A 21,068-nucleotide genomic window follows, 5' to 3' on the forward strand; every position below is an offset into this window, starting at 1 on the left:
GTCTCTAAAGTGCCCACACAGTTTGTCTTCTCTCATTCTTAATGAACCCGCCCCGAAGGCGTGCTGCGTATTCTACTGATTTCGCTCTCAGTGTCAAACACTTTTTTCTTTTTTTTTAAAAAATTAGCTCATAAAAATGTTTCATTCCACCGATGTACATATATTAATGTAGTGACTTGTTTTAGGAATTCAAGCGTTTAGAGAATTAATTTCCAGTAGATCTGGCTATCCCTATCTTTTTTTGTTAATCTTCACCATTCAACTATGGTGGCTCTATTGGTCCCTTCGCGGCGATAGATTGTGAACCCCGTCAGGCCCGGAAGGGAGCAGCGGTAACGATTGATTCGAGCGCCGAAGTGCGGCTCTTAGAGCTGCCGCCCAACTTACGAAAACATGTATGAGCTATCTGGCACTAGCCCGCAAATGGCGACCACGCACCTTTTCCCAACTGGTTGGCCAAGACCACATAAATAAGGCATTAATCAATGCGCTGAATCAGCAACGATTACATCATGCCTACCTTTTTACCGGCACTCGCGGTGTAGGAAAGACTAGTATTGCCCGTATCTTAGCTAAATCACTAAATTGTGAAAAAGGAATCAGCTCAGACCCCTGCTTACAATGCTCCATCTGTAGCTCAATTGAACAAGGCCGCTTTATCGATTTAATCGAAATTGATGGTGCATCCAAAACTCGAGTTGAGGATACCCGTGATTTATTGGATAACGTACAGTATGCACCAGCTATTGGCCGTTTTAAAATCTATTTAATTGATGAAGTACACATGCTTTCCCAGCATAGTTTTAATGCACTTCTCAAAACTCTTGAAGAGCCGCCAGCGCATGTTAAATTTATTTTAGCTACAACAGATCCACAAAAGCTTCCTGTCACTGTATTATCTCGTTGCTTACAATTTAATCTAAAACACCTGGCTACTGAGTTAATCAGCCATCGGTTACAGTTGATTCTTAATGAAGAACAACTTGATTTTGAAATTGAAGCTGCAGATATATTGGCACAAGCGGCTCGCGGTAGTATGCGTGATGCCTTAAGTCTTTTAGATCAAGCCATCACGGGTTGTGATAGCCAATTACGTGCAGATGATGTCAAAATGATCCTGGGCTATACTCAACAAGACTATGCCCTGGAGATGCTACGTGCATTAGCGGAGCAAAATGCCTCTGCTGTATTAAAAATCAGCCAGTGTATCTCAATCGAAGGAGGGCATTTTCAGTATGTTCTGGATGAGCTCCTTCACTATCTTCACCAAATAGCAATATATCAAACTATTGGAGATAATAATCCGCTGATTAGTCCTCCGCCGGAAATAATCACTCTGGCACAACATATTTCAGCTGAAGACATCCAGCTGTTTTATCAAATTGGACTTAAAGGACGCGAGGAAATTCATCTCGCTCCAACTTTAGTTATTGGCTTTAATATGACGGTGTTACGAATGCTAACGTTTAGGCCAGTGCCTAAAAAATCACCTCCACCTTTAGCATCCTATAAAACGTCCTTGCCATCTACGCTACAGTTGCCTCTTTCTCCACAAGAACAGGCACCTTTAAGCGATTCGGAAAAGCAAATTCAGCATCTAACGAATTCTGATCCAGATTCAGAGAATAAAGAAGAGACAGAGCAAACGCAGGTCGTTGACCAAGGGGATAGCGATTGGTCAGATATTATACCTCATCTCAAACTTACAGGCTTAGCACTTAACGCAGCAGAAAATGCAGAATTAGTTGCAAAAAATGGACGCGAGATCACTTTCCGTGTATCCAAAGGGCACCAATCCCTGTTTACCCCGACGATACTCTCACGTATTGAAATGGCACTAGGTCAATATTATCAAAATCCAGTAAAAATTATTCTTAACAGTGATGAGTCAGTTCAATCCTCTCCGGCGCAGCAAAAAGAGCAGGCAACACAACAAAAACAGCTTAAAGCAGAAGCTGCATTACACAATGACCCCATGTTTCAGCAACTTCAACAAGAATTTTCAGCAGAATTGGTCAAAAATTCTATTGTCCCGCTGAAAGATGACTTATAATATATCGAATTTAAATCTAAACATATGAGGCCTTAATAATGGATATGAATCAAAATCTTGGCAACCTGATGAAAGAAGCGCAAAAAATGCAACAACGTATGCAAGAAGCGCAGCAACAGCTAAGTCAATTAGTTGTCACTGGCGAAGCAGGTGGCGGCATGGTGGTTATTAAAATGAATGGCCGACATGATGCCACTGAAGTGAAAATCAAACCTACAATGATGGAAGAAGATGTAGAAATGTTGGAAGATTTAGTTGCCGCAGCAATCAACGATGCAGTACGAAAAATTGAAAAAGCATCTAAAGAAAAAATCAGTCAATTAACAGCTGGTCTAAATATTCCAACTGATTTAATGGGCGGCGATAAGGGCGATAAGGAATAGTCCTAAAGATGGATATGTTAAATCGCTTGGTAGAAGCGCTCCGCTGTCTGCCAGGCGTAGGTCCAAAATCAGCACAGCGTATGGTGTTTCATTTGCTCCAGCATCAGAGACAGAGAGGGTTACACCTTGCATCGTGTCTAGAGCAAGCAATGAACAACATCCATCATTGTGAGCGCTGTGCAAACTATACAGAACAAAAAGTTTGCAGCCTCTGTCAAAATCCAAATCGAGATTCTTCCTTGCTTTGTGTTGTAGAAAGCCCTGCTGATGTATCTGCCATAGAACAAAGCAATGCCTTTCAAGGTAAGTATTTTGTTCTCATGGGAAAAATATCTCCATTGGATGGGTTAGGACCGGAAGACATAGGGTTACCACGACTAAAAAGTCTTATCATACAAGAAGAAATCAAAGAAGTGATATTAGCATTAAGCCCTAGTGTGGAAGGGCAAACCACCATTCATTTCATTCACCAGCTTTTGCGTGATTTGTCAGTAAACATTACCCAATTGGCACATGGTATTCCTTCTGGAGGAGAATTAGAATTTTTGGATGGCAATACTATAGGAAATGCCCTTCGCAATAGAGCAATAATTCATGTTTAAAACCGTATTCCGCAAACGCAATAAATACATTTTCATAGTGATGCTCCTTGTTTCCGGACTAGCAAATGCGTCTTTTTACAAGAGCTTATGGCCCAAATGGGCGGTAAATAACCCTCTATCTACAGAAATTATTTCTCATAAACTTTGGCAAGATTTTCTAAATCGCCGCATTGTCACGAGTGAAGAAAACATCAATCTGGTTGATTACGCTCATATGACGCAAACAGACCTGAATTTGCTTAAAGATTATTTAAAAAATATGTCAGAAATTGATATTAATAACTACAACCGCGATGAACAATTAGCCTTTTGGATTAATGTTTACAATGCTCTAACCGTACAAATCATAGCCAATTATTATCCCGTTACTTCGGTCCAAGAAATTAATATTTCACCCGGGTTATTCAGTATAGGCCCCTGGGGAGCGAATCTAATCACAATTAAAGATACTACATTAACTTTAGATGACATTAATAATCGCATTATTCGAGCGATCTGGAATGATCCTCGCACCCATTATGCTATAAACAATGGTACTATTGGTGCCCCAAATCTTAGTAGAAAAATCTATCAGGGTAAACTTATTGAAGAGCAATTAAACCAAGCTGCCTCTACTTACATTAATTCACTTAGAGGTGTAAATGTCATCGAAGGAAAGCTCATCATCTCAAAATTATACGACTGGTATGAAGAAGATTTCGGCGGAACCAAGCATGATGTAATCTTTCATTTATTGCAATTTGCGAAAGAGCCATTGTTAAGCCAACTAAAACATATCAACAGCATCGACAGTTATATTTATAATTGGCATATAAATAGTCCGTCTTCTGATGATCACGAATAAACGCATTATTTTACTTTCAACCCCAAAACAAGAGTATACTCACCTTCTTGCTGTTATGAGAGTTAGAAAATGAATCGTGGTGGATTTTCATGGAAAAGACTTATTGGCATCTCCGCACTTAAAGCCAGAATATCGCGAAAAATTGGTATTCCACTGACACAATCGGGCAGGGAAAGAAAACTGGGAGCCTTAATCATTAAATATTTATGTTCGTTTTTGTTAGAAGGAAAAAGAAAAAAACGTTAATTAATCCTTACAGAATCATACTGTGTAAGAAAAACCGCCTAACCATCTCAAAACACGGGAGATGGAATATGTCGTCAAAAACGTCCTAGTAAGACATCGAACTCAAGCTCTAAATGAAGAATTTATCTTTTGCATCTCCTTTTTGCCCTTTTTTTGAAAAGACTGATAGAATTATAAGTATGTAGACGGTAATTGTATTTAACGGGAAGCGTATGTTCGCCAAAATTACTGGGTTTATTAGGCAAAAACCAAAACTTCCGCCTAAACGAGAGATGCAGTCCCTAACTCCTTTTGAGCCCGGTGCGTTGCCACCTAAGGATATAGAGCGATTTACTACAGAAATAAATATTCTCATAGACAATTATAATCTAGAAATAAATGACGCTGAAAAGAGAGATTTTTTAAAACAAATACAAACAAAAATTCAAGAGTTCGATTGTAAATATAGACAAAAGCATTTTGCAGAGTCTCCTGCTTATCGCGAAGCCCATGCATTTTTATTTAAAGAAATACAGCATCAATATGCTAGCTTGGGGGTTACTTCTTTAGTTACCTCTCCAAGCCACTCTTCACCACTTTCAGAATTAATTGCCAACATGTCACCTGAAAAGGCAGATAAACTATTAGATATCTTGGTGAACAACACCAGTAAAGGCTTAACGAAGGCAGAGTTAGTGGCGAAAGATTTCAAGAAAGAGCTAGTGAACCTCTATGAAAAATCTGATAAAAGCCCTGAGGCGGAAGCCTTTCGTAAATTTCTTAAAGAGCATGAGATTAGTTATTTAGGTGGTGGAAACTCTAAAAATTTTAAAATCACCAATATAAGTGATAATAGCGAACTTGTCCTAAAAGTAGATTATCGCTTAAGCATGCCGCGAAATGTAGAGACGCATTTACGCGAAAAACTACAGGATAGATTTATCCCGCTACATACGGACAGAATGGCAACATGCTTAGACCGCGCCACTGGGGACACAATTACTCGCAGTATTCAGGTTACAGAATATTGTGGAGGAGGAAGTGTAGTCGATCATCGCCAACAATTAAAAAAATGGACTGAAGTAGAAAAATTCACGGGTGATATTTTTGAACAAATGGCAAGGACCTTGTTAGATATTCAAGAAGCAGGATGCATGTTTCCTGATTCAAAGCTGACCAACTGGCTAATAGATGACCTAGACCAAGTGCAAATGGGCGATACTAAGAGTTTTGTTTTTACCGATGAAAAAGGAAAGTATCGCTTAGGACTTCCCCAAAATGCATACGGTAGTTTTTTAGATACTAAGGGGTTTCGTCCTCCCGAGTTTGATGATTTGATAGCTTACCCAAAGGAAACCACACTTGATGCTGATGCTGTTCATGCATACATTCTTGGAAAAAACTTGTATATTTATGCCGCCGGCAAAGTTCCTCAGGGACATGACGGTGCAAAATTTGATTTTACTCCACAGATATTTTCAATGATAAACGGCCCTGCTTATAAGGAATTAATTGTAGGACTGGTTAACCCGGATCCTGCTAAACGCATGCCGGTACGCGAAGCTCTCGATCGATTATTTTTGATTAATAATCCTGAATTTAAAGATGTTTTTACTGAACTTAAAGCCTTGAAATTTGGTAAAGATGATAAAATGATGAGGCAATATATAAACGAGAAACAAGAACTGATTAATGGTACCTATGGAAGAGAAGCTCGACAAACAATTTTACTCGATTTACAAAGAACGGTCAGTGCTTTGAAAGCCGAAGATGGTCCTGTTCAAAAGATACGATCTGAAATTAGCAAATTTAGAGAAGGAGTCGGTCCATTTACAGTAGGAAAAAATGCGAAGGCAGAAAGAATTGAGCGAGAAATGAGCAAATTATCAGTAGAAGAGCGCTTGCACTTTTTTGATTCTCCAAAATCGCAAGAGGTAATGAAAGCACTGGCTTCTCATCGCCATTGGGGCAAAGGCGGTAAAGTCTATTTTACAGAAAACCATGAAATTGACTCTAAGAAAGCGGCCAAAAGCTTTCAAGATTTCAAAAAGCAATTTCATGAACAAATAAAGCCGAAACATCAAAAAGCAAAAGAAGAGGACCTTACTGAAAGAGATGAAAATACAAGATCAATCGAGTTTAAATAATATGATAATTAAAGGACAACAAAATGAATTTTGATTTATTATGCTTAGAGATAGGAATAAGTGCGGCTCAACCCCTATCTAAAAAATTAGAATTGTTACAAGCATGGTTTCAAAAGAATATATCTACTGAGCTTCATCCCTCAGGAGGAGAAAACGAGCAGTTTGAACAATACAAACAAGTAACTGAATTTTATTTAGATTTTGTTCATCCAGAATCTGCTCATGATATGAGTAAACCCAATCAAAATTTCAATGGCGATAATTTAGTGTCTTTTTTATCTTATATGGGTTTTGATCGTGTTCTTTACTCTTTACAACCCGATAAGACATTATTAAATGCTAAAAATACAAATGGATTAACTCCCCTGCATCAAGCCGCTTTGGAAGGGAATATTAATACAGTACAGATGCTACTTTCTTTAGGTGCAGATCCATGCATTATTAATAAGCAGAAACAATATCCTTTATTTAGTGCATTGATTTTACCTATTCTGTATGAAGATGAATTACGAGAAAATAAAATAAAAATTTTTAGTTTATTAAAAGAAAAAGGCAATCAGCTCTTAAATCAAGATAAAAATGGTGATACGGTTTTACATAAAATGGCACAGCACGGTTTTGATTCCTTAATTAAAGAAATTTTAGTAACTCATGCGGAGCTAGCCTACATACCAAATAAACATACTCATTACCCAATACATACCGCAATTCTAAACGATCAAATTCAATGCGTTATTCCTTTACTGCACATCAAAGACGGTACTATTTTAGTGGACTCTAGTGGTTGGGCGGCACTACATTATGCCGCTCGCTACGGCAGCCAGGATATCCTCGAAGAGTGTTGCAAGCTAACTACAAATAAGGACATCCCGGATTTTACAGGGAAAACCCCGTTAATGATTGCTGCTGAATTAGGAAGACTTTCTACAGTACAAATCCTTTTGCAACACGGAGCACAAACGAACATTACAGACTCTTCTGGCTTTAGTGTCCTGCATCATGCAGTAAAATCAGGTAATTTAAAGCTAGTCCGTTGGCTCATCGAGAATACGGATATAGATATTAATGCGAAAGATAACCATAATCTTACACCGCTACAATTGAGTGAAACCAGCCTTAGTGAAACTGGGGATATGGAAAAAATAACTGCTTTACTACTAGAGCATGGTGCCAGTGCAACACCGCCAGTTCCCTACTGATAGTTGTTCAAAAGGAGCAGCACTCTATTAAAACTCAATCGGTCTGCTCCATATATTGAAATAATTGCTCCATAACATCTTGAGGAATTGCCTGGATGTATTTATAAATTTTAATTACTCTAAATACCGCATTACGGTGTCGCTGATCTATTTCCATATTGGGTTTTGTTACATCATACCGATAAGGTTCAGTAAGCAAATGCCTCTTTCTTAATTCGATACGTAACGCTTCCATAACACAACACATGGCATTAAATACCTCAATTACCGCTGATGTTTCTTCGTTATTCAATAAAGGCAACCACTCTAAAGTACCTCCGCTAGTGATATTAAAAAACGTATTGAGTAAATCATGCGTGTCATTATTGGCAAAATACCCATATAAATCCACACAATCCGCAGTAGTTAGCTGACTGTATAAGTCCACCATTTTTTCTTGAAAAATAATCGAACTTTGTTTTGGTTCCAAGTGCTCGGACAGTAAATGGTGCTGTAAAATCATTACTGCATCAATAAAGCGATTCGGATTAAAGCAAAATTTATAAGCCTGCCTTAGGCCAAACAAACCATCAATCACTCGTTTTGTGCGCGTTAAATTCGAGTTTGGTTTTATTCTTCTCACAGCGGTTTGGATCATTTGCCTAAACTCTTCATTTGCTTCAATCATGATGCCCGAGGGCAATTCATCATCATGCAAAAAATAATCGATTTTTGGAATCAAGGCATTTTGCAAAGCAACTTCATACAATTGTTGCTGCATTAATTCGATATAGTAATGTAACACTTCCAAACGCATATGAATTGAAACTAACTTTTCAGGATGGATTGCATCTGTAAATAATTGCTCCGGATGCAACTTATAGAAGAAAATTGTATTAACCAAACCCACGAATTCTGCATTAGAAAAATAATCTAATGCAGCTTGCAACTGTTCCAAATTCCAGTCATGTACTACAGCTACTGAATCAATGGAGGACACCCTGCTTCTATTCCAAAAATTAACGAAACCCTCTAACCATACATTAAGCTGTAACGTGGAAAATAATTGGTGTAATTGATTTGAAGGTGGATGAGCTTGATCCGTGGAAATTGAAAACTTAGCCTTATTTTGCATCATCCTTTCTCCTAAGTCATCCTGAAAATATTTTATGATAGAGCCTATATACAGCAGGGATAGCAAATGGAGCCAATAACTCCTAGAATAATAGCGAAAATAATTGCAAGTCGATACTAATCTTGCCAAAATTATAGAAAAATACTGCGAAGCAAACTGGACTTAAATTAATGCCACTACCAAGTTATCTTTTATTTATTGATAACGATCCTATGAGTGAGGATCTCAAGAAATATTTTGCACAATTTAACATAAGCATAGTACAACAAAATCAATTACTTCCCATGCAAAATGGGCTAGGGAAACCTATCGCAATTCTGATTAATTGGTCTATTTTAAAAAATGATCTCCAGGCGCTTCATCAATTCTATACAAACTATCCTGTACCTTTATTAATTATAAATAATACCCCAGATGAAGAAGCCTGTATCAAAGTACTTGAAGCAGGAGCAGATGACTTCATTATAAAACCGCTATTACCAAGAGAACTTCATGCACGAGTGAGCGCCATTAACCGACGGGTCTTACGGGCACAACAACAATCTGAACATGAAAAAGAAATTTTTCTTTTTGCCAACTGGCGGCTTTATCCAGCCTCACGACAAGTATTTCGTGATAATACCAGCGAAGAATTATCTCTAAGCGCTGGTGAATATGACTTGCTACTTACTTTTGTTCAGCAACCTCAACGAGTCTTGGATAGAGAACTTCTATTACACATCACTAAAAACAGCGATCTAAATCCTTTTGATCGCAGGATTGATGTACAAATAAGTCGGCTTCGCCAGAAAATAGAGGTTGATGCAAAAAAACCCGCATTAATTAAAACCATCCGCAATGGGGGTTATATGTTTACTGCACAAGTAATCACTTTAAAAGAAAGTGATGTAGTATCATCCTAGGAAAAAAAGTTTGAAGCTTATTCCACAAGCTAACGGTTACCGATTTTTCTAGGATAATAGCATTATTTTTTATTAACGCTTCTTACTGATTTTAAAAACCTTAATGCTTTTAATCGTATTATCACCGACCTTTAATATTTCCATGCGATAGTTTTCTATAGTTAAACATGATTCCGCTGGAGGGATGTATCCAAGATGCTCAACAATTAAACCACTTAACGTTTTAGGCCCTATCATGGGTAAGTTCCATCCCATTAATCGGTTTAAATGGCGTAATGTTAAACCAGCATCAACTATAACTGAGCCATCACTTTGCGGGATGATATCACGACTAAGCGCAGCAACATCAGTAGTAAACTCCCCTACAATTTCTTCGAGTATATCTTCCATAGTAACTAAGCCCTGAATATTTCCATATTCATCGACTACAAAAGAACTGCGTCTTTTCATTTTTCTGAAATTTAAAATCTGAATGTTGAGGGATGTAGCCTCAGGAATATAATAGGGTTCATCTGCTGCTTTCAATAAACTATCAAGATCCAACTCATTTTCTATAGCCAGATTTAACACATCACGCACGTGGATCATTCCTACCAAATCATCAATTGAAGCGCGATATAAAGGCAGACGGGTATGTTTTGCTGTTTCCAATTGATACAAGATTTCTGCCCAAGGTTCTTCTATATCGATACCCACAATATCTGACTTAGGAATCATAATATCTTCTACAGTAGCTTGCTCCAAATCCAATAAGCTAATCAGCATACTTTTATGCTCAACTGGCAATAACCCTCCTGCCTCATGCACTACGGAGCGCAATTCTTCACCTGTCAGTGATTCTTTTTGTATCTTATCAATTGAGATGCGGAATATACGTAACACCCCATTTGACATGGATACACAGAGATACACTACAGGTGCAAAAATCAATTGGAGTATTTGCAAAGGCAGTGAAGTAGCAAATGCAACTTGTTGTGGATAAATCGCCGCGAATGTTTTCGGTATCATTTCAGCAAATACCAAAATGATTAACGTCAAAAGTGCGGTAGCTATAGCAATACCAGCATCACCATAAATATGTTGGCCAATCAACGTTGCAATTGTTGAAGCAAGAATATTTGCCAAAGTATTACCGATTAATACAACACTCAAAAGTCGATCGGGTCGAGAGAGTATCTGATTCACTCTTGATGCTTGTTTATTCTCTTTCTTGACTAGATGTTTTAACTTATAGCGATTAATCGACATCATACCGATTTCAGTGGCTGCAAAGAAAGCAGCCAAGAGAATTAAAAAAAGCAGGATGATAAACAATGTAGAAAGATGGTATGTCACCGAATTTCCTCAAACTTATATAACACGAAATAAAGTATCATATGGTTTCAAAGAAAGCGAGATAGAGTCAATTTTGCAGCCTTATTAAGGTTTATTTTTGGTTGATCAAAGGCAAGAGATACTCGTTCAATTGGGTTAAATCACTGAATGTCTTTAACCCAGAACCAGTAATTTTATTCGCCAGGCGAGAAAATAACTTTCACTATTTGTGCTGTTTACTATTAAAACGAGCTACGCTGGATATAATCTCTTCAAACGCAGCATCAGGACCAACCCAACCATTTAATTTAACCCATTTACCTTCTTCCAAGTCTTTATAATGGCTGAAAAAGTGCTCTAAGGAATTTAGTAGATGCTGTGGCATGTCTTCATGAGTCTTAATTGACTCATAAATTTTAGTTAACTTATTTGTAGGAACAGCCAAAATTTTAGCATCAACACCTGACTCATCAGTCATTTTTAACATACCTACAGGTCGACAAGGAATTACTGATCCACCTACCAGAGGAACTGGGGTCACCACAAGAACATCAACAGGGTCTCCATCTTCTGACAGTGTGTGAGGAACGTAACCGTAATTGACAGGATAGAACATGGGAGTAGTTAAAAAACGATCGACAAATAAGACCCCGGATTCTTTATCGACTTCATATTTTACGGGCTCACTATGCATAGGGATTTCAATAATTACATTAATTTCTTTTGGTAAATCACGACCACTATTAATTCTCATCAAGCTCATTTATTCTTCTCCCCTCTCATCGAAATAAAATATAACGACATTTTAATTTAGCTATAACCAAAGAGCAGAAAATCTGTCTTTTAGATTATTCAACATAGGTTATCCTGTTAAAACATCAGGAATGATTCAAAAGTAAAACCGTTCTTAACCCGCTGAATTTAACTCATTTAAAAAAAATCATTGCACAAATTCAAAATTGCAATGCAAAGCGGCTATTATGCGAAAAAATACATCAAAAGGCAAAGAGAAGCTGTCGCATTATAATTATTGCGATGTATAATATATCTTTTAATTAAAATGAGATTACTTATGAATTGCTTGTTTTGCAAAATTGCACAAGGTGCGATTCCTGCATCAGTGGTTTTTGAAGACGATGAGATAATGGCTTTTCGTGATCTCAACCCGCAAGCTCCTAAACATGTGCTGATTATTCCGAAGCAACATATTGCTACGCTGAATGATACCAGAGATGAAAACCAGGCCCTGTTGGGAAAAATGATTTTAGGGGCAAAAGATATTGCCCAAACTGAAGGAATAAGTGACGCAGGATACCGATTAGTTTTTAATATTAATCCCGATGGTGGCCAAACAGTATTTCACATTCATTTACATTTACTGGGCGGACGTCACATGACTTGGCCCCCGGGGTAGGAAAAAACTATGGAAAAATTATATAAAGAACTGTTAATACAATTAGGTGAAGACGTAACTCGAGAGGGGTTAGTTGACACTCCTTTACGTGCTGCCAATGCCATGCGTTATTTGACCAAGGGTTACAATGAGAGCCTGGAAGAAATTATTAACGATGCGCTTTTTGACTCTGACATGAGTGAAATGGTCATTTTGAAAGATATCGAAATGTATTCCATGTGCGAACACCATTTACTTCCTTTTCTTGGTAAATGTCATGTGGGATACATACCCAATGGGAAAGTAATAGGCTTATCAAAAATAGCACGTATTGTTGATTATTTTGCTCGACGCTTGCAAATTCAGGAACGATTAACTACAGAAATAGCAAGCTGCTTAGAAGCTATTACCGGCGCACGCGGGGTGGCTGTGGTTATTGAAGCCAAACATCTGTGCATGATGATGCGTGGTGTTGAAAAACAAAACTCAATAATGACTACTTCAGTTATGCTTGGCGACATGCGGAATAATCCAACAAGTCGATCTGAGTTTTTAACCTTAACTCGGAATAACTAAACCCACTAGTATCCCGGGTGAAGTGTCTCACTCCTCGTATAGTAGCATGGTGAATCGAAGCATAACCCGGGGGAATTTCCACATGCAACTCCTGGGTGCTCGATGCTTCACGCCACCCAGGTCATATTTGAATATTCCCACGCCTAAAGACGTGGCTATATACTACTCTTCTTCTGTGCCTTGATTGTTCATATCTGCAACTTCATGATGCTTTTCTTCAGCAGGGGCAGTGGTTGTCGCCTCTGCCTGCGGCTTCTCTTTCCACTCAAGCTTCACACGACCTTGCTTATCAATGCCAGCAACAAATACCTCAATATCTTGACCCTCTTGCAATACAGATTCGACTTTTTGTGAGCGGTCACTGCAGATTTGGGAAATATGGAGTAATCCGTCTTTTCCAGGTAAAAGATTAATAAAAGCGCCAAAATCAACAATCTTACTTACTTTGCCTTGATAGGTTTGGCCCACTTCAATTTCTGCGATTAATGCTTTAATTTGTTTTTGTGCTTCTTCCAATGCAAGTATATCTGGAGAAAATAACTGAATTACACCTGTATCATCTATATCTATAGACACACCTGTACTCTCAATTAACCCCTTAATCGTTGCTCCGCCTTTACCAATAATGGTTCGTATTTTGTCTTCAGCAACCTTCATCGTGGTGATGCGTGGCGCATGTTGAGATAATTCTTCTCTATGCTCAGATAAGGCATTATTCATCACACCAAGAATATGTAAGCGGCCGGCTAAGGCTTGATCTAATGCCTGCTCCATAATTTCATTGGTAATTCCGTGAATTTTGATATCCATTTGTAATGCGGTGATTCCATGTTCAGTACCAGCTACTTTAAAGTCCATATCCCCTAAATGATCCTCATCACCTAATATATCAGTTAACACAGCATAACGATCACCTTCTTTAATCAAACCCATTGCGACTCCAGCAACAGGTGCTTTTAAAGGAACACCTGCATCCATTAGTGCAAGACTGGTTCCGCATACTGTAGCCATTGAGCTTGATCCATTCGATTCAGTAATTTCAGAGACAACTCGTAACACATAGGGAAATTCATTTGCTTCAGGCAACACAGCCATGATTGCTCGTTTTGCCAAACGGCCATGTCCAATTTCTCTACGTTTAGGACTGCCAACCATGCCTGTTTCTCCTACTGAATAAGGAGGGAAATTATAATGCAGCATAAAGCGGTCTTTTGTTTCTCCTGCAATATTATCTAAAATTTGTGCATCACGCTCATTACCTAAAGTAGCGACAACAATAGCCTGTGTTTCACCACGAGTAAACAAAACAGAGCCATGTGTTCTTTCCAAAAGTTTTGTACGGATAGCAATAGGACGAACTGTTTTATGATCGCGACCATCAATTCGCGGCTCACCGTCAAGAATTCGATTGCGTACTGTAGCGCGCTCGATTTCAACAAATATATTGCCAATAACATCCGCTTTTAACTCATCATTCTCAGCTTGTAATGCAGCGATTGCTTGCTCTTTTAATTCATCAAGGCGCTGGTAACGCTCTTGCTTGTCTTTAATCAGATATGCAGACTCAACTTCTTGTTTCATCATGTCTGCAACTCGTTCTTGTAAAGAAGAATCAACTTCAGCTGGCGTCCATTCCCAACGTGCTTTTCCTGCCTGCGCGGCAAGCTCTTCGATTGCTTTGATCACGTTTCTCATCATTTCATGGCCAAACATGATCGCACCGCGCATAATATCTTCGCTTAATTCTTTTGCTTCTGATTCAACCATCAAAATAGCATCTTTGGTACCTGCAACGACTAAGTCCAGTCTTGATTGCTCTAAATCTTTACGGCTTGGATTTAATAGGTATATGCCGTCTTTATAGCCAACACGAGCAGCTCCTATTGGCCCGTTAAAAGGAACCCCAGAAAGAGCTAAAGCCGCGGAAGAGGCTACCATTGCCACAATATCAGGAGAAACTTCTGGATTTAAAGAAAGAACAGTGACGATGACTTGTACTTCGTTACAAAAACCATCTGGAAACAACGGACGAATAGGACGATCAATAAGTCGTGAAATTAATGTTTCATTCTCTGTTGGCCTACCTTCACGTTTATTAAATCCTCCCGGTATTTTGCCTACCGAATAAAACTTTTCCTGGTAATTTACTGTTAATGGAAAAAACCCATTTTCTTCCCCGCCTTCCTTTTTACCAACTACAGTAGCTAATACTTGAGTACCATTCATATTGGCTAATACTGCTCCATCTGCTTGTCGTGCAATTTCACCAGTTTCCAATATAAGAGTGTGGTCACCAAATGCTATTTCTTTCGTAAACTTAGCCACGTAATCTTCCTCATCAAGTAATTATAACGAAAAAAAGGCGCAGAAAATTGCGCCTTTATTTAAAGTATTTTTTATAAAAGTACATTTCTATTTCTAAAGAAATGTATTTGCTCATCAATCAATAGGAATCTCTAAGTTCGAGACTTTGTATCAACGTTTGATAACGAGCTTCATCGTTACGCTTTAAATATTTTAACAACTTACGACGCTTATTAACGAGTTCTTGCAGTCCACGTCGAGAATGAAAATCTTTTTTGTGTTCTTTAAAGTGCTCAGTTAAATATTTGATACGGCTTGTAATGATAGAAACCTGAACTTCAGGTGAACCTGTATCCTTATCAGAACGCTTGTATTCATTAACAATTACTGCTTTATCTGCGCTGCTTAGCGACATTATACACTCCCGGAACTACTAAATATTCATTTAAAGGCGAACATTCTACCAAGGCATGTCCAACGAAACAAGTACTGAAAATTGTTTTTGTGCAAAAAAACTCATATTTTGGTTACAATTTCTCTTTTGTATCTTAGAAAGATTAAAAAGAAAGTAATCGTTTCGCTTTAATACCACCTTGTGTATTCCGTTCACCTAACCCAATAAATTGTGCTTTTTTATCATAAAGACGAACACAATCTGTTATTTCAACATCTGCTCTATTTGCTACTATTCTGCCTTGACGAATTGCGATTATTTCATCGTCCGAAAGAGTCATTGGATCTAAATGGTCAACTGCTCTATCCATAGGAATTATGCAAGCAATCCTCTCGGGTATAGACATGTGCTCTAATTCATCTAGCGAATACATGGGCATATTTTCCAAACCGGCTGTATAAACTCGATGTAACTGAGTCACATGAGCCCCTACACCTAAAGCGTCACCAATGTCTTCAACTAAATTACGAATATATGTTCCTTTACTGCATGTCACGGTTAATGAGAATTGAATTCCATCAAAAGCGTTAAGTAGTAAATTATGAATGAGGATTTCACGTGCTGCTCTTTCAATATTGATCCCCTTTCTGGCCATACGATAAAGAGGGACTCCATTATGTTTTAATGCGGAGAACATAGAGGGCGTCTGCTTTATATGTCCTGTATGCTGCATCAATACTTGCAATAAATTTTCCTCTGGAATATTAAACACATCCACTCGAGCAATTACTTCGCCTGTTGCATCAGCAGTGTTTGTTTTGACCCCTAATAGTCCAGTAGTCTGGTAACATTTATCTGCATCAAGCAAAAACTGACATACTTTAGTCGCTTCACCAAAGCAAAGAGGTAACATTCCCGTAGCAAGAGGATCTAGACTTCCAGTGTGGCCTGCTTTTGGCGCTCCTAATAGTTTTTTTGCTTTCTGCAGAGCCGTATTTGATGTCATCCCTTCCGATTTATTGAGCAATAAAACTCCATCTATTGCCAGGGGGTTAATCACTTTCATTATCATCGGAGGTTGGGGGATTCACTTTATCGATTAGACGGCTTAAGTGTTGTCCATATTCGATTGATTCATCATATACAAAATGAAGCTGAGGAACTGTACGCAATGTAATACTTCGCGCCAAAGCACTACGCAAATAGCTAGCAGCAGCATTTAAAATAGTTTCTGCCGTTTTTTTATCATCGTTGAAGACGGTAAAATATACTTTGGCATGACCCAAATCAGCAGCAACTTTCACTGCTGATATGGTCACAAAACCTGTTAAGCGCGGATCTTTTACTTCTTTAGGTATTATTTGAGCTAGTTTCCGCTGAATCATCTCAGCGACCCGATCTGTACGTTTAAAATTATGACCCATCTTTATAAATCACGCTTAATTTCTACTGTTTCATACACTTCAATTAGATCACCTGGCTTCACATCATTGTAGTTTTTGACTCCAATACCGCATTCGAACCCTTGGCGAACCTCTACTACGTCATCCTTAAATCTTCGTAATGACTCCAAAGTTCCTTCATAGATAACTACGTTGGCACGCAACACACGAATTGGGTTATTTCGCTTAATAGCACCTTCAACGACCATACAACCCGCAATCGCACCAATTTTGGGTGATTTGAATACGTCACGTACTTCAGCAATACCAATAATTTCTTCTTTAAATTGTGGAGCAAGCATGCCAGTCAATGCACCTTTAATCTGATCAACAATATCATATATAACGCTATAATAATGTAGCTGGACTGATTCATGCTCTGCTAATTTCTTAGCACTGCTATCTGCCCTGACGTTAAAACCAACTAAAATCGCACTAGATGCTATGGCCAAATGAACATCAGATTCGGTAATACCACCAACACCACTTGAAATGACCTCAACCTTAACTTCATCTGTAGATAGCTTCACTAAAGCGTCTGAAATGGCTTCAAGAGAACCCTGAACATCTGCCTTAAGTACAACGTTAAGCACTTTCGACTCGCCAGCAGCCATATTTTCCATAATCCCTTCAATGGTTGATTTCTGACGTCTAGCAAGTTTAACATCACGGAATTTACCTTGGCGGAACAAAGCCACTTCCCTTGCTTTTTTCTCATCTGGAACAACAACCGCCTCATCTCCGGCATGAGGAATTGCTGATAAACCAAGAACCTCAACAGGAATTGATGGACCAGCATGGTCAACCATATCTCCATTATCACCGACAAGGGCGCGTACACGCCCATACTGAAACCCAGCAAGCAATATATCACCTTTATGGAGTGTGCCACTTTGAACCAATACGGTGGCCACAGGACCTCTACCTTTATCTAAACGTGATTCGATAACAACACCCTTGGCAGCACCATCAGTAACAGCCGTCAGCTCTAAAACTTCAGATTGTAGTAATATGGCATCAAGCAGATCATCAATCCCCAAACCTGATTTAGCAGAGATATTGATAAACATGGTATCACCGCCCCAAGCTTCAGGAATTACTTCATGTACAGTTAATTCATTCATCACCCGTTCCGGATCCGCATCAGGTTTATCCATTTTGTTAATTGCAACGATGATCGGTACCTTTGCAGCTTTCGCATGTTGGATGGCTTCTATAGTTTGCGGCTTAACTCCATCATCTGCAGCAACAATCAAAATAACGATATCCGTAACCTGTGCGCCTCGAGCTCTCATCGCTGTAAATGCAGCATGGCCAGGGGTATCTAAGAAAGTAACATCACCTTTGGGAGTGCTCACATGGTATGCGCCAATATGTTGTGTAATACCGCCTGCTTCGCCAATAGCAACTTTAGTTCGACGAATATAGTCAAGCAAAGAAGTCTTACCATGATCCACATGTCCCATAATCGTAACTACAGGTGCTCTGGACTCTGTATGACTTCCCTTAGTAATCGACTCTCCCAAACCGACTTCAATTGCATCTTCTTTAATGATACGAGCCTTATGTCCCATCTCTTCTACTACGATGACTGCTGTTTCTTGGTCAATAACCTGGTTTATGGTTGCCATAGCGCCAAGTGACATCATCACCTTAATCACTTCGGCAGCTTTTACAGACATTCTTTTCGCTAACTCGGCAACAGTAACAGTTTCAGGTATTAAAATCTCTTTTACTACAGGTGCGGTCGGTAATGCAAAACCATGTGTTAATGATTCTTCAGCCTCTCTTAATTTGTCTGATTTCTCAAAACCCTTACGTTTTTTAAATTTACTACGTCCACCACGTCTATGTATTTCTTGCTCTTCTTCATCTCGATCATAAGCAGATTGATATTTAGGCTTTTTCTTAGCTTTTCTAAAGTCTGGTGCATCTGGTTCAACTGCTTTCTCTACATGTTTCTTTTTAGATTGCTTTTCAACTTTGTGCTCTTCTTTTTTTGGAGAGTCTTCTACCTCTTTAAGTGTACTTGTGTTTTCTAAAACTTCTGCACTATAGGATTCTGAGCGCTCTGCAGCCGCCTCACCTTCTGACTTCTCTTCCGATTCGAGTTGTTCTTTTGTTGCAACCTTTACTTCAACTGGCTCAGTAACTGCAGTTTCAGCAACATGTTCTTCTTTCTCAGGAGCAGTTTCAGGCACAGATGCAGTATCAAGAACAACCTCAGCAGGATATTGCTCTGGTACACTCTGATTTTCCTCAGGCATAACAGTTGGTTCTTCAATTTCAGGTTGCTCCACCAATGGGGTGCGTTTTACAAATACCTTTTTCTTACGGACTTCAACACTCACAGTTTTACCACTATGCGCATCGTGGCCAACAGTAACTTGTGATAAGCTTTTTCTCCTCAAAGTAATCCTTTCCGGCGAAACATTTACGTCACGCAGAGAAGTTTTCTTCAGATGATTAAGTAGGATCCGTTTTTGCTCTTCATTCACAGTCTGTTGGTCATCAGAAAAAGACAACCCTGCTTCCTGTAACTGGTTCAATAAGCGTTCAACCGGAATACCAACGACTTGAGCTAATTGTTTAACCGTCACATCCGCCATATTTTAATCCCCTTTCAGCAGTTATATTCATTATTTAAGAATGAACTGCATATTTGCACTACATTAATTTATAATAAATCCATAGCCTTATAAAAACCATGGTTCTCTGGCCTTCATAATTAAAGCACCGGCCTTTTCTTCAGTCATTCCTTCAATTTCCAACAACTCATCTACAGATTGCTCAGCTAAATCTTCCATAGAAGAAATCCCCTTCGCTGCTAATTTATTAGCGAGCTCGTCGGTCATACCTTCCATTGAGAGAAGTGATTCATCAGGTGAGCCAGATAGCTCTTTTCCTGAAGAAAGAGCCATAGTGAGTAATTTATCGTTTGCTCTATTTCTTAATTCTTCAACAATTTCTTCGTCAAATTCTTCTATAGCAAGTAATTCTTCTTTAGGCACGTAAGCAATTTCTTCAAGAGAAGAAAAACCATGTGCTACTAACAACGTAGCAATTTCATCATCAATTTCGAGCGCAGAAGTAAATAATTTAACAATTTTACTCGACTCTTCTAAATTTTTATTTTCAAACTCGTCTGCAGTCATAACATTCAAAGTCCATCCTGTTAACTGGCTTGCCAAACGAACATTTTGCCCATTTCGACCAATTGCCTGGGATAGTTGATCTTTTTCAACAGCTAAGTCCATAGTATGCGTGTCTTCATCAACAACAATAGAAGAAATTTCTGCTGGAGCCATTGCATTAATGACTAGCTGGGCCGGATTATCATCCCATAGTATTATATCTACTCTCTCTCCACCAAGTTCGCTGGAAACAGCCTGAACTCGGGCGCCACGCATACCAACACAAGCACCGACAGGATCAATTCGTCCATCATTTGTTTTAACTGCAATTTTAGCTCTATTGCCCGGATCGCGGGCTGCTGCTTTAACTTCAATAACATTCTCACCTATTTCAGGTACTTCAATACGGAAAAGCTCAATCAGCATTTCATTGCGGGTACGGCTTACAAATAATTGTGGCCCGCGAGCTTGAGGCGTAATCTCGTATAAATAGGCACGGACACGATCATTTGGACGGAACATTTCATGCGGCAACATCTCACTACGTGGTAAAAATGCTTCTGCTTTACCACCTAGATCAATAATAATATTATCACGAGTTACTTTCTTCACAGTTCCATAAATCAACTGTCCTAGTTTACTTCTGAATTGATCGATGACTAACTCACGCTCAGCCTCTCTAACTTTTTGCATAATAACTTGGCGAGCTGTTTGCGCTTCAATTCTTCCAAATTCAATTGAAGGTATTGACTCTTCTATATGATCACCTACTTTTATGGCTGGATTGCGCTCTTTTGCTTGTTCAACAGTTAATTGGCGATCAGGGTGCTCTAGCTCATCCTCATTAACAACATCCCAATACCTAAAGGTTTCATACTCACCTGTACGAGGATCTAACTTAATTCTTACACCTATATCCAAACCAAAGATCTTGCGAGTTGCAGACTCCAATGCGGCCTGAATGGCAAGTATAATAACATCTTTACTTACACCTCTTTCGTTTGATAACGCCTCTGCAACCAGTAACAATTCTTTGCTCATT

At 38.8% G+C, this 21,068-nt stretch carries 18 protein-coding genes, 1 other RNA gene and 1 pseudogene; 10 read left to right on the plus strand and 10 right to left on the minus strand.

All coding sequences use genetic code 11. The features are described from left to right. The first annotated feature begins 274 nt into the window (after positions 1-274). The 7 genes from ffs to Lpar_RS02725 all read left to right on the plus strand — a co-directional run bounded on the left by ffs (position 275) and on the right by Lpar_RS02725 (position 7,453). Positions 275-371, plus strand: an RNA gene (gene ffs / locus Lpar_RS18290) — signal recognition particle sRNA small type. Between the two features lie 26 nt (positions 372-397). After that, complete coding sequence (gene dnaX, locus Lpar_RS02700; RefSeq protein ID WP_058516465.1) at positions 398-2,053, plus strand: DNA polymerase III subunit gamma/tau; 1,656 nt, start codon at positions 398-400, stop codon at positions 2,051-2,053. 38 nt (positions 2,054-2,091) lie between these two features. Then, the gene (locus Lpar_RS02705) at positions 2,092-2,436 is read left to right on the plus strand and encodes a YbaB/EbfC family nucleoid-associated protein (protein ID WP_019232941.1); all 345 of its coding nucleotides are present in this window, start codon (positions 2,092-2,094) and stop codon (positions 2,434-2,436) included. An 8-nt stretch (positions 2,437-2,444) separates the two neighbouring features. Further along, a complete protein-coding gene (gene recR / locus Lpar_RS02710; RefSeq protein WP_058516466.1) occupies positions 2,445-3,038 on the plus strand; it encodes a recombination mediator RecR in 594 nt (197 codons plus the stop codon). Then, entirely contained in the window at positions 3,031-3,882 is an 852-nt protein-coding gene (locus tag Lpar_RS02715; RefSeq protein ID WP_058516467.1) for a DUF547 domain-containing protein, read from the plus strand. The genes recR and Lpar_RS02715 overlap by 8 nt, the downstream gene beginning before the upstream one ends. A 458-nt stretch (positions 3,883-4,340) precedes the next feature. Continuing rightward, entirely contained in the window at positions 4,341-6,254 is a 1,914-nt protein-coding gene (locus Lpar_RS02720) for a protein kinase family protein (RefSeq protein ID WP_058516468.1), read from the plus strand. 23 nt (positions 6,255-6,277) lie between these two features. Next, entirely contained in the window at positions 6,278-7,453 is a 1,176-nt protein-coding gene (locus Lpar_RS02725; protein ID WP_058516469.1) for an ankyrin repeat domain-containing protein, read from the plus strand. A gap of 34 nt (positions 7,454-7,487) precedes the next feature. Here the strand turns inward: Lpar_RS02725 and Lpar_RS02730 are convergent, their stop codons facing one another. Then, positions 7,488-8,570, minus strand: a complete 1,083-nt coding sequence (locus Lpar_RS02730; protein WP_058516470.1) for a hypothetical protein — start codon at positions 8,568-8,570, stop codon at positions 7,488-7,490. Positions 8,571-8,737: 167 nt separating this feature from the next. Here Lpar_RS02730 and Lpar_RS02735 point away from each other — a divergent pair, with 167 nt between their 5' ends. Further along, on the plus strand, positions 8,738-9,469 hold the full coding sequence (locus tag Lpar_RS02735) for a winged helix-turn-helix domain-containing protein (RefSeq protein ID WP_058516471.1): 732 nt from the start codon (positions 8,738-8,740) through the stop codon (positions 9,467-9,469). Between the two features lie 72 nt (positions 9,470-9,541). Here the strand turns inward: Lpar_RS02735 and Lpar_RS02740 are convergent, their stop codons facing one another. Together Lpar_RS02740 and ppa are read right to left on the minus strand one after the other, a co-directional pair. Then, positions 9,542-10,804: an HlyC/CorC family transporter gene (locus tag Lpar_RS02740; RefSeq protein ID WP_058516472.1), complete on the minus strand. Its 1,263-nt coding sequence runs from the start codon at positions 10,802-10,804 to the stop codon at positions 9,542-9,544. A gap of 202 nt (positions 10,805-11,006) precedes the next feature. Continuing rightward, the gene (gene ppa / locus Lpar_RS02745) at positions 11,007-11,546 is read right to left on the minus strand and encodes an inorganic diphosphatase (RefSeq protein ID WP_058516473.1); all 540 of its coding nucleotides are present in this window, start codon (positions 11,544-11,546) and stop codon (positions 11,007-11,009) included. 309 nt (positions 11,547-11,855) lie between these two features. Here ppa and Lpar_RS02750 point away from each other — a divergent pair, with 309 nt between their 5' ends. Both Lpar_RS02750 and folE read left to right on the plus strand, forming a co-directional pair. Then, the gene (locus Lpar_RS02750) at positions 11,856-12,197 is read left to right on the plus strand and encodes a histidine triad nucleotide-binding protein (protein WP_058516474.1); all 342 of its coding nucleotides are present in this window, start codon (positions 11,856-11,858) and stop codon (positions 12,195-12,197) included. A gap of 9 nt (positions 12,198-12,206) precedes the next feature. Beyond that, positions 12,207-12,752: a GTP cyclohydrolase I FolE gene (folE, locus tag Lpar_RS02755; RefSeq protein ID WP_058516475.1), complete on the plus strand. Its 546-nt coding sequence runs from the start codon at positions 12,207-12,209 to the stop codon at positions 12,750-12,752. Between the two features lie 162 nt (positions 12,753-12,914). Here the strand turns inward: folE and pnp are convergent, their stop codons facing one another. The 7 genes and pseudogenes from pnp to nusA form a co-directional block, all read right to left on the minus strand. After that, the gene (gene pnp, locus Lpar_RS02760) at positions 12,915-15,077 is read right to left on the minus strand and encodes a polyribonucleotide nucleotidyltransferase (protein WP_058516476.1); all 2,163 of its coding nucleotides are present in this window, start codon (positions 15,075-15,077) and stop codon (positions 12,915-12,917) included. A 118-nt stretch (positions 15,078-15,195) separates the two neighbouring features. Then, positions 15,196-15,471: a 30S ribosomal protein S15 gene (gene rpsO / locus Lpar_RS02765; RefSeq protein WP_058516477.1), complete on the minus strand. Its 276-nt coding sequence runs from the start codon at positions 15,469-15,471 to the stop codon at positions 15,196-15,198. Positions 15,472-15,613: 142 nt separating this feature from the next. Beyond that, complete coding sequence (gene truB / locus Lpar_RS02770) at positions 15,614-16,516, minus strand: tRNA pseudouridine(55) synthase TruB (RefSeq protein ID WP_058516478.1); 903 nt, start codon at positions 16,514-16,516, stop codon at positions 15,614-15,616. Next, a complete protein-coding gene (gene rbfA / locus Lpar_RS02775; protein WP_058516479.1) occupies positions 16,503-16,874 on the minus strand; it encodes a 30S ribosome-binding factor RbfA in 372 nt (123 codons plus the stop codon). The genes truB and rbfA overlap by 14 nt, the downstream gene beginning before the upstream one ends. A 2-nt stretch (positions 16,875-16,876) precedes the next feature. Then, a complete protein-coding gene (gene infB / locus Lpar_RS02780; protein ID WP_420324250.1) occupies positions 16,877-19,243 on the minus strand; it encodes a translation initiation factor IF-2 in 2,367 nt (788 codons plus the stop codon). Positions 19,244-19,255: 12 nt separating this feature from the next. Then, positions 19,256-19,501: pseudogene (locus tag Lpar_RS19645) on the minus strand (translation initiation factor IF-2 N-terminal domain-containing protein); the annotation flags it as partial. An 87-nt stretch (positions 19,502-19,588) separates the two neighbouring features. Next, entirely contained in the window at positions 19,589-21,067 is a 1,479-nt protein-coding gene (gene nusA / locus Lpar_RS02785) for a transcription termination factor NusA (protein WP_058516481.1), read from the minus strand. Position 21,068: the final 1 nt, after the last annotated feature.

Source organism: Legionella parisiensis, assembly GCF_001467945.1.
Taxonomy (GTDB): domain Bacteria; phylum Pseudomonadota; class Gammaproteobacteria; order Legionellales; family Legionellaceae; genus Legionella; species Legionella parisiensis.

Bases quoted from the DNA above. Each gene is read 5' to 3' on its own strand.
- nusA (WP_058516481.1), bottom strand. From the start codon at position 21,067: ATGAGCAAAGAATTGTTACTGGTTGCAGAGGCGTTATCAAACGAAAGA.
- Lpar_RS02725 (WP_058516469.1), top strand. From the start codon at position 6,278: ATGAATTTTGATTTATTATGCTTAGAGATAGGAATAAGTGCGGCTCAA.
- rbfA (WP_058516479.1), bottom strand. From the start codon at position 16,874: ATGGGTCATAATTTTAAACGTACAGATCGGGTCGCTGAGATGATTCAG.
- recR (WP_058516466.1), top strand. From the start codon at position 2,445: ATGGATATGTTAAATCGCTTGGTAGAAGCGCTCCGCTGTCTGCCAGGC.
- rpsO (WP_058516477.1), bottom strand. From the start codon at position 15,471: ATGTCGCTAAGCAGCGCAGATAAAGCAGTAATTGTTAATGAATACAAG.
- Lpar_RS02750 (WP_058516474.1), top strand. From the start codon at position 11,856: ATGAATTGCTTGTTTTGCAAAATTGCACAAGGTGCGATTCCTGCATCA.
- Lpar_RS02705 (WP_019232941.1), top strand. From the start codon at position 2,092: ATGGATATGAATCAAAATCTTGGCAACCTGATGAAAGAAGCGCAAAAA.
- Lpar_RS02715 (WP_058516467.1), top strand. From the start codon at position 3,031: ATGTTTAAAACCGTATTCCGCAAACGCAATAAATACATTTTCATAGTG.
- Lpar_RS02735 (WP_058516471.1), top strand. From the start codon at position 8,738: ATGCCACTACCAAGTTATCTTTTATTTATTGATAACGATCCTATGAGT.
- truB (WP_058516478.1), bottom strand. From the start codon at position 16,516: ATGAAAGTGATTAACCCCCTGGCAATAGATGGAGTTTTATTGCTCAAT.
- ppa (WP_058516473.1), bottom strand. From the start codon at position 11,546: ATGAGCTTGATGAGAATTAATAGTGGTCGTGATTTACCAAAAGAAATT.
- dnaX (WP_058516465.1), top strand. From the start codon at position 398: ATGAGCTATCTGGCACTAGCCCGCAAATGGCGACCACGCACCTTTTCC.
- Lpar_RS02730 (WP_058516470.1), bottom strand. From the start codon at position 8,570: ATGATGCAAAATAAGGCTAAGTTTTCAATTTCCACGGATCAAGCTCAT.
- Lpar_RS02720 (WP_058516468.1), top strand. From the start codon at position 4,341: ATGTTCGCCAAAATTACTGGGTTTATTAGGCAAAAACCAAAACTTCCG.
- folE (WP_058516475.1), top strand. From the start codon at position 12,207: ATGGAAAAATTATATAAAGAACTGTTAATACAATTAGGTGAAGACGTA.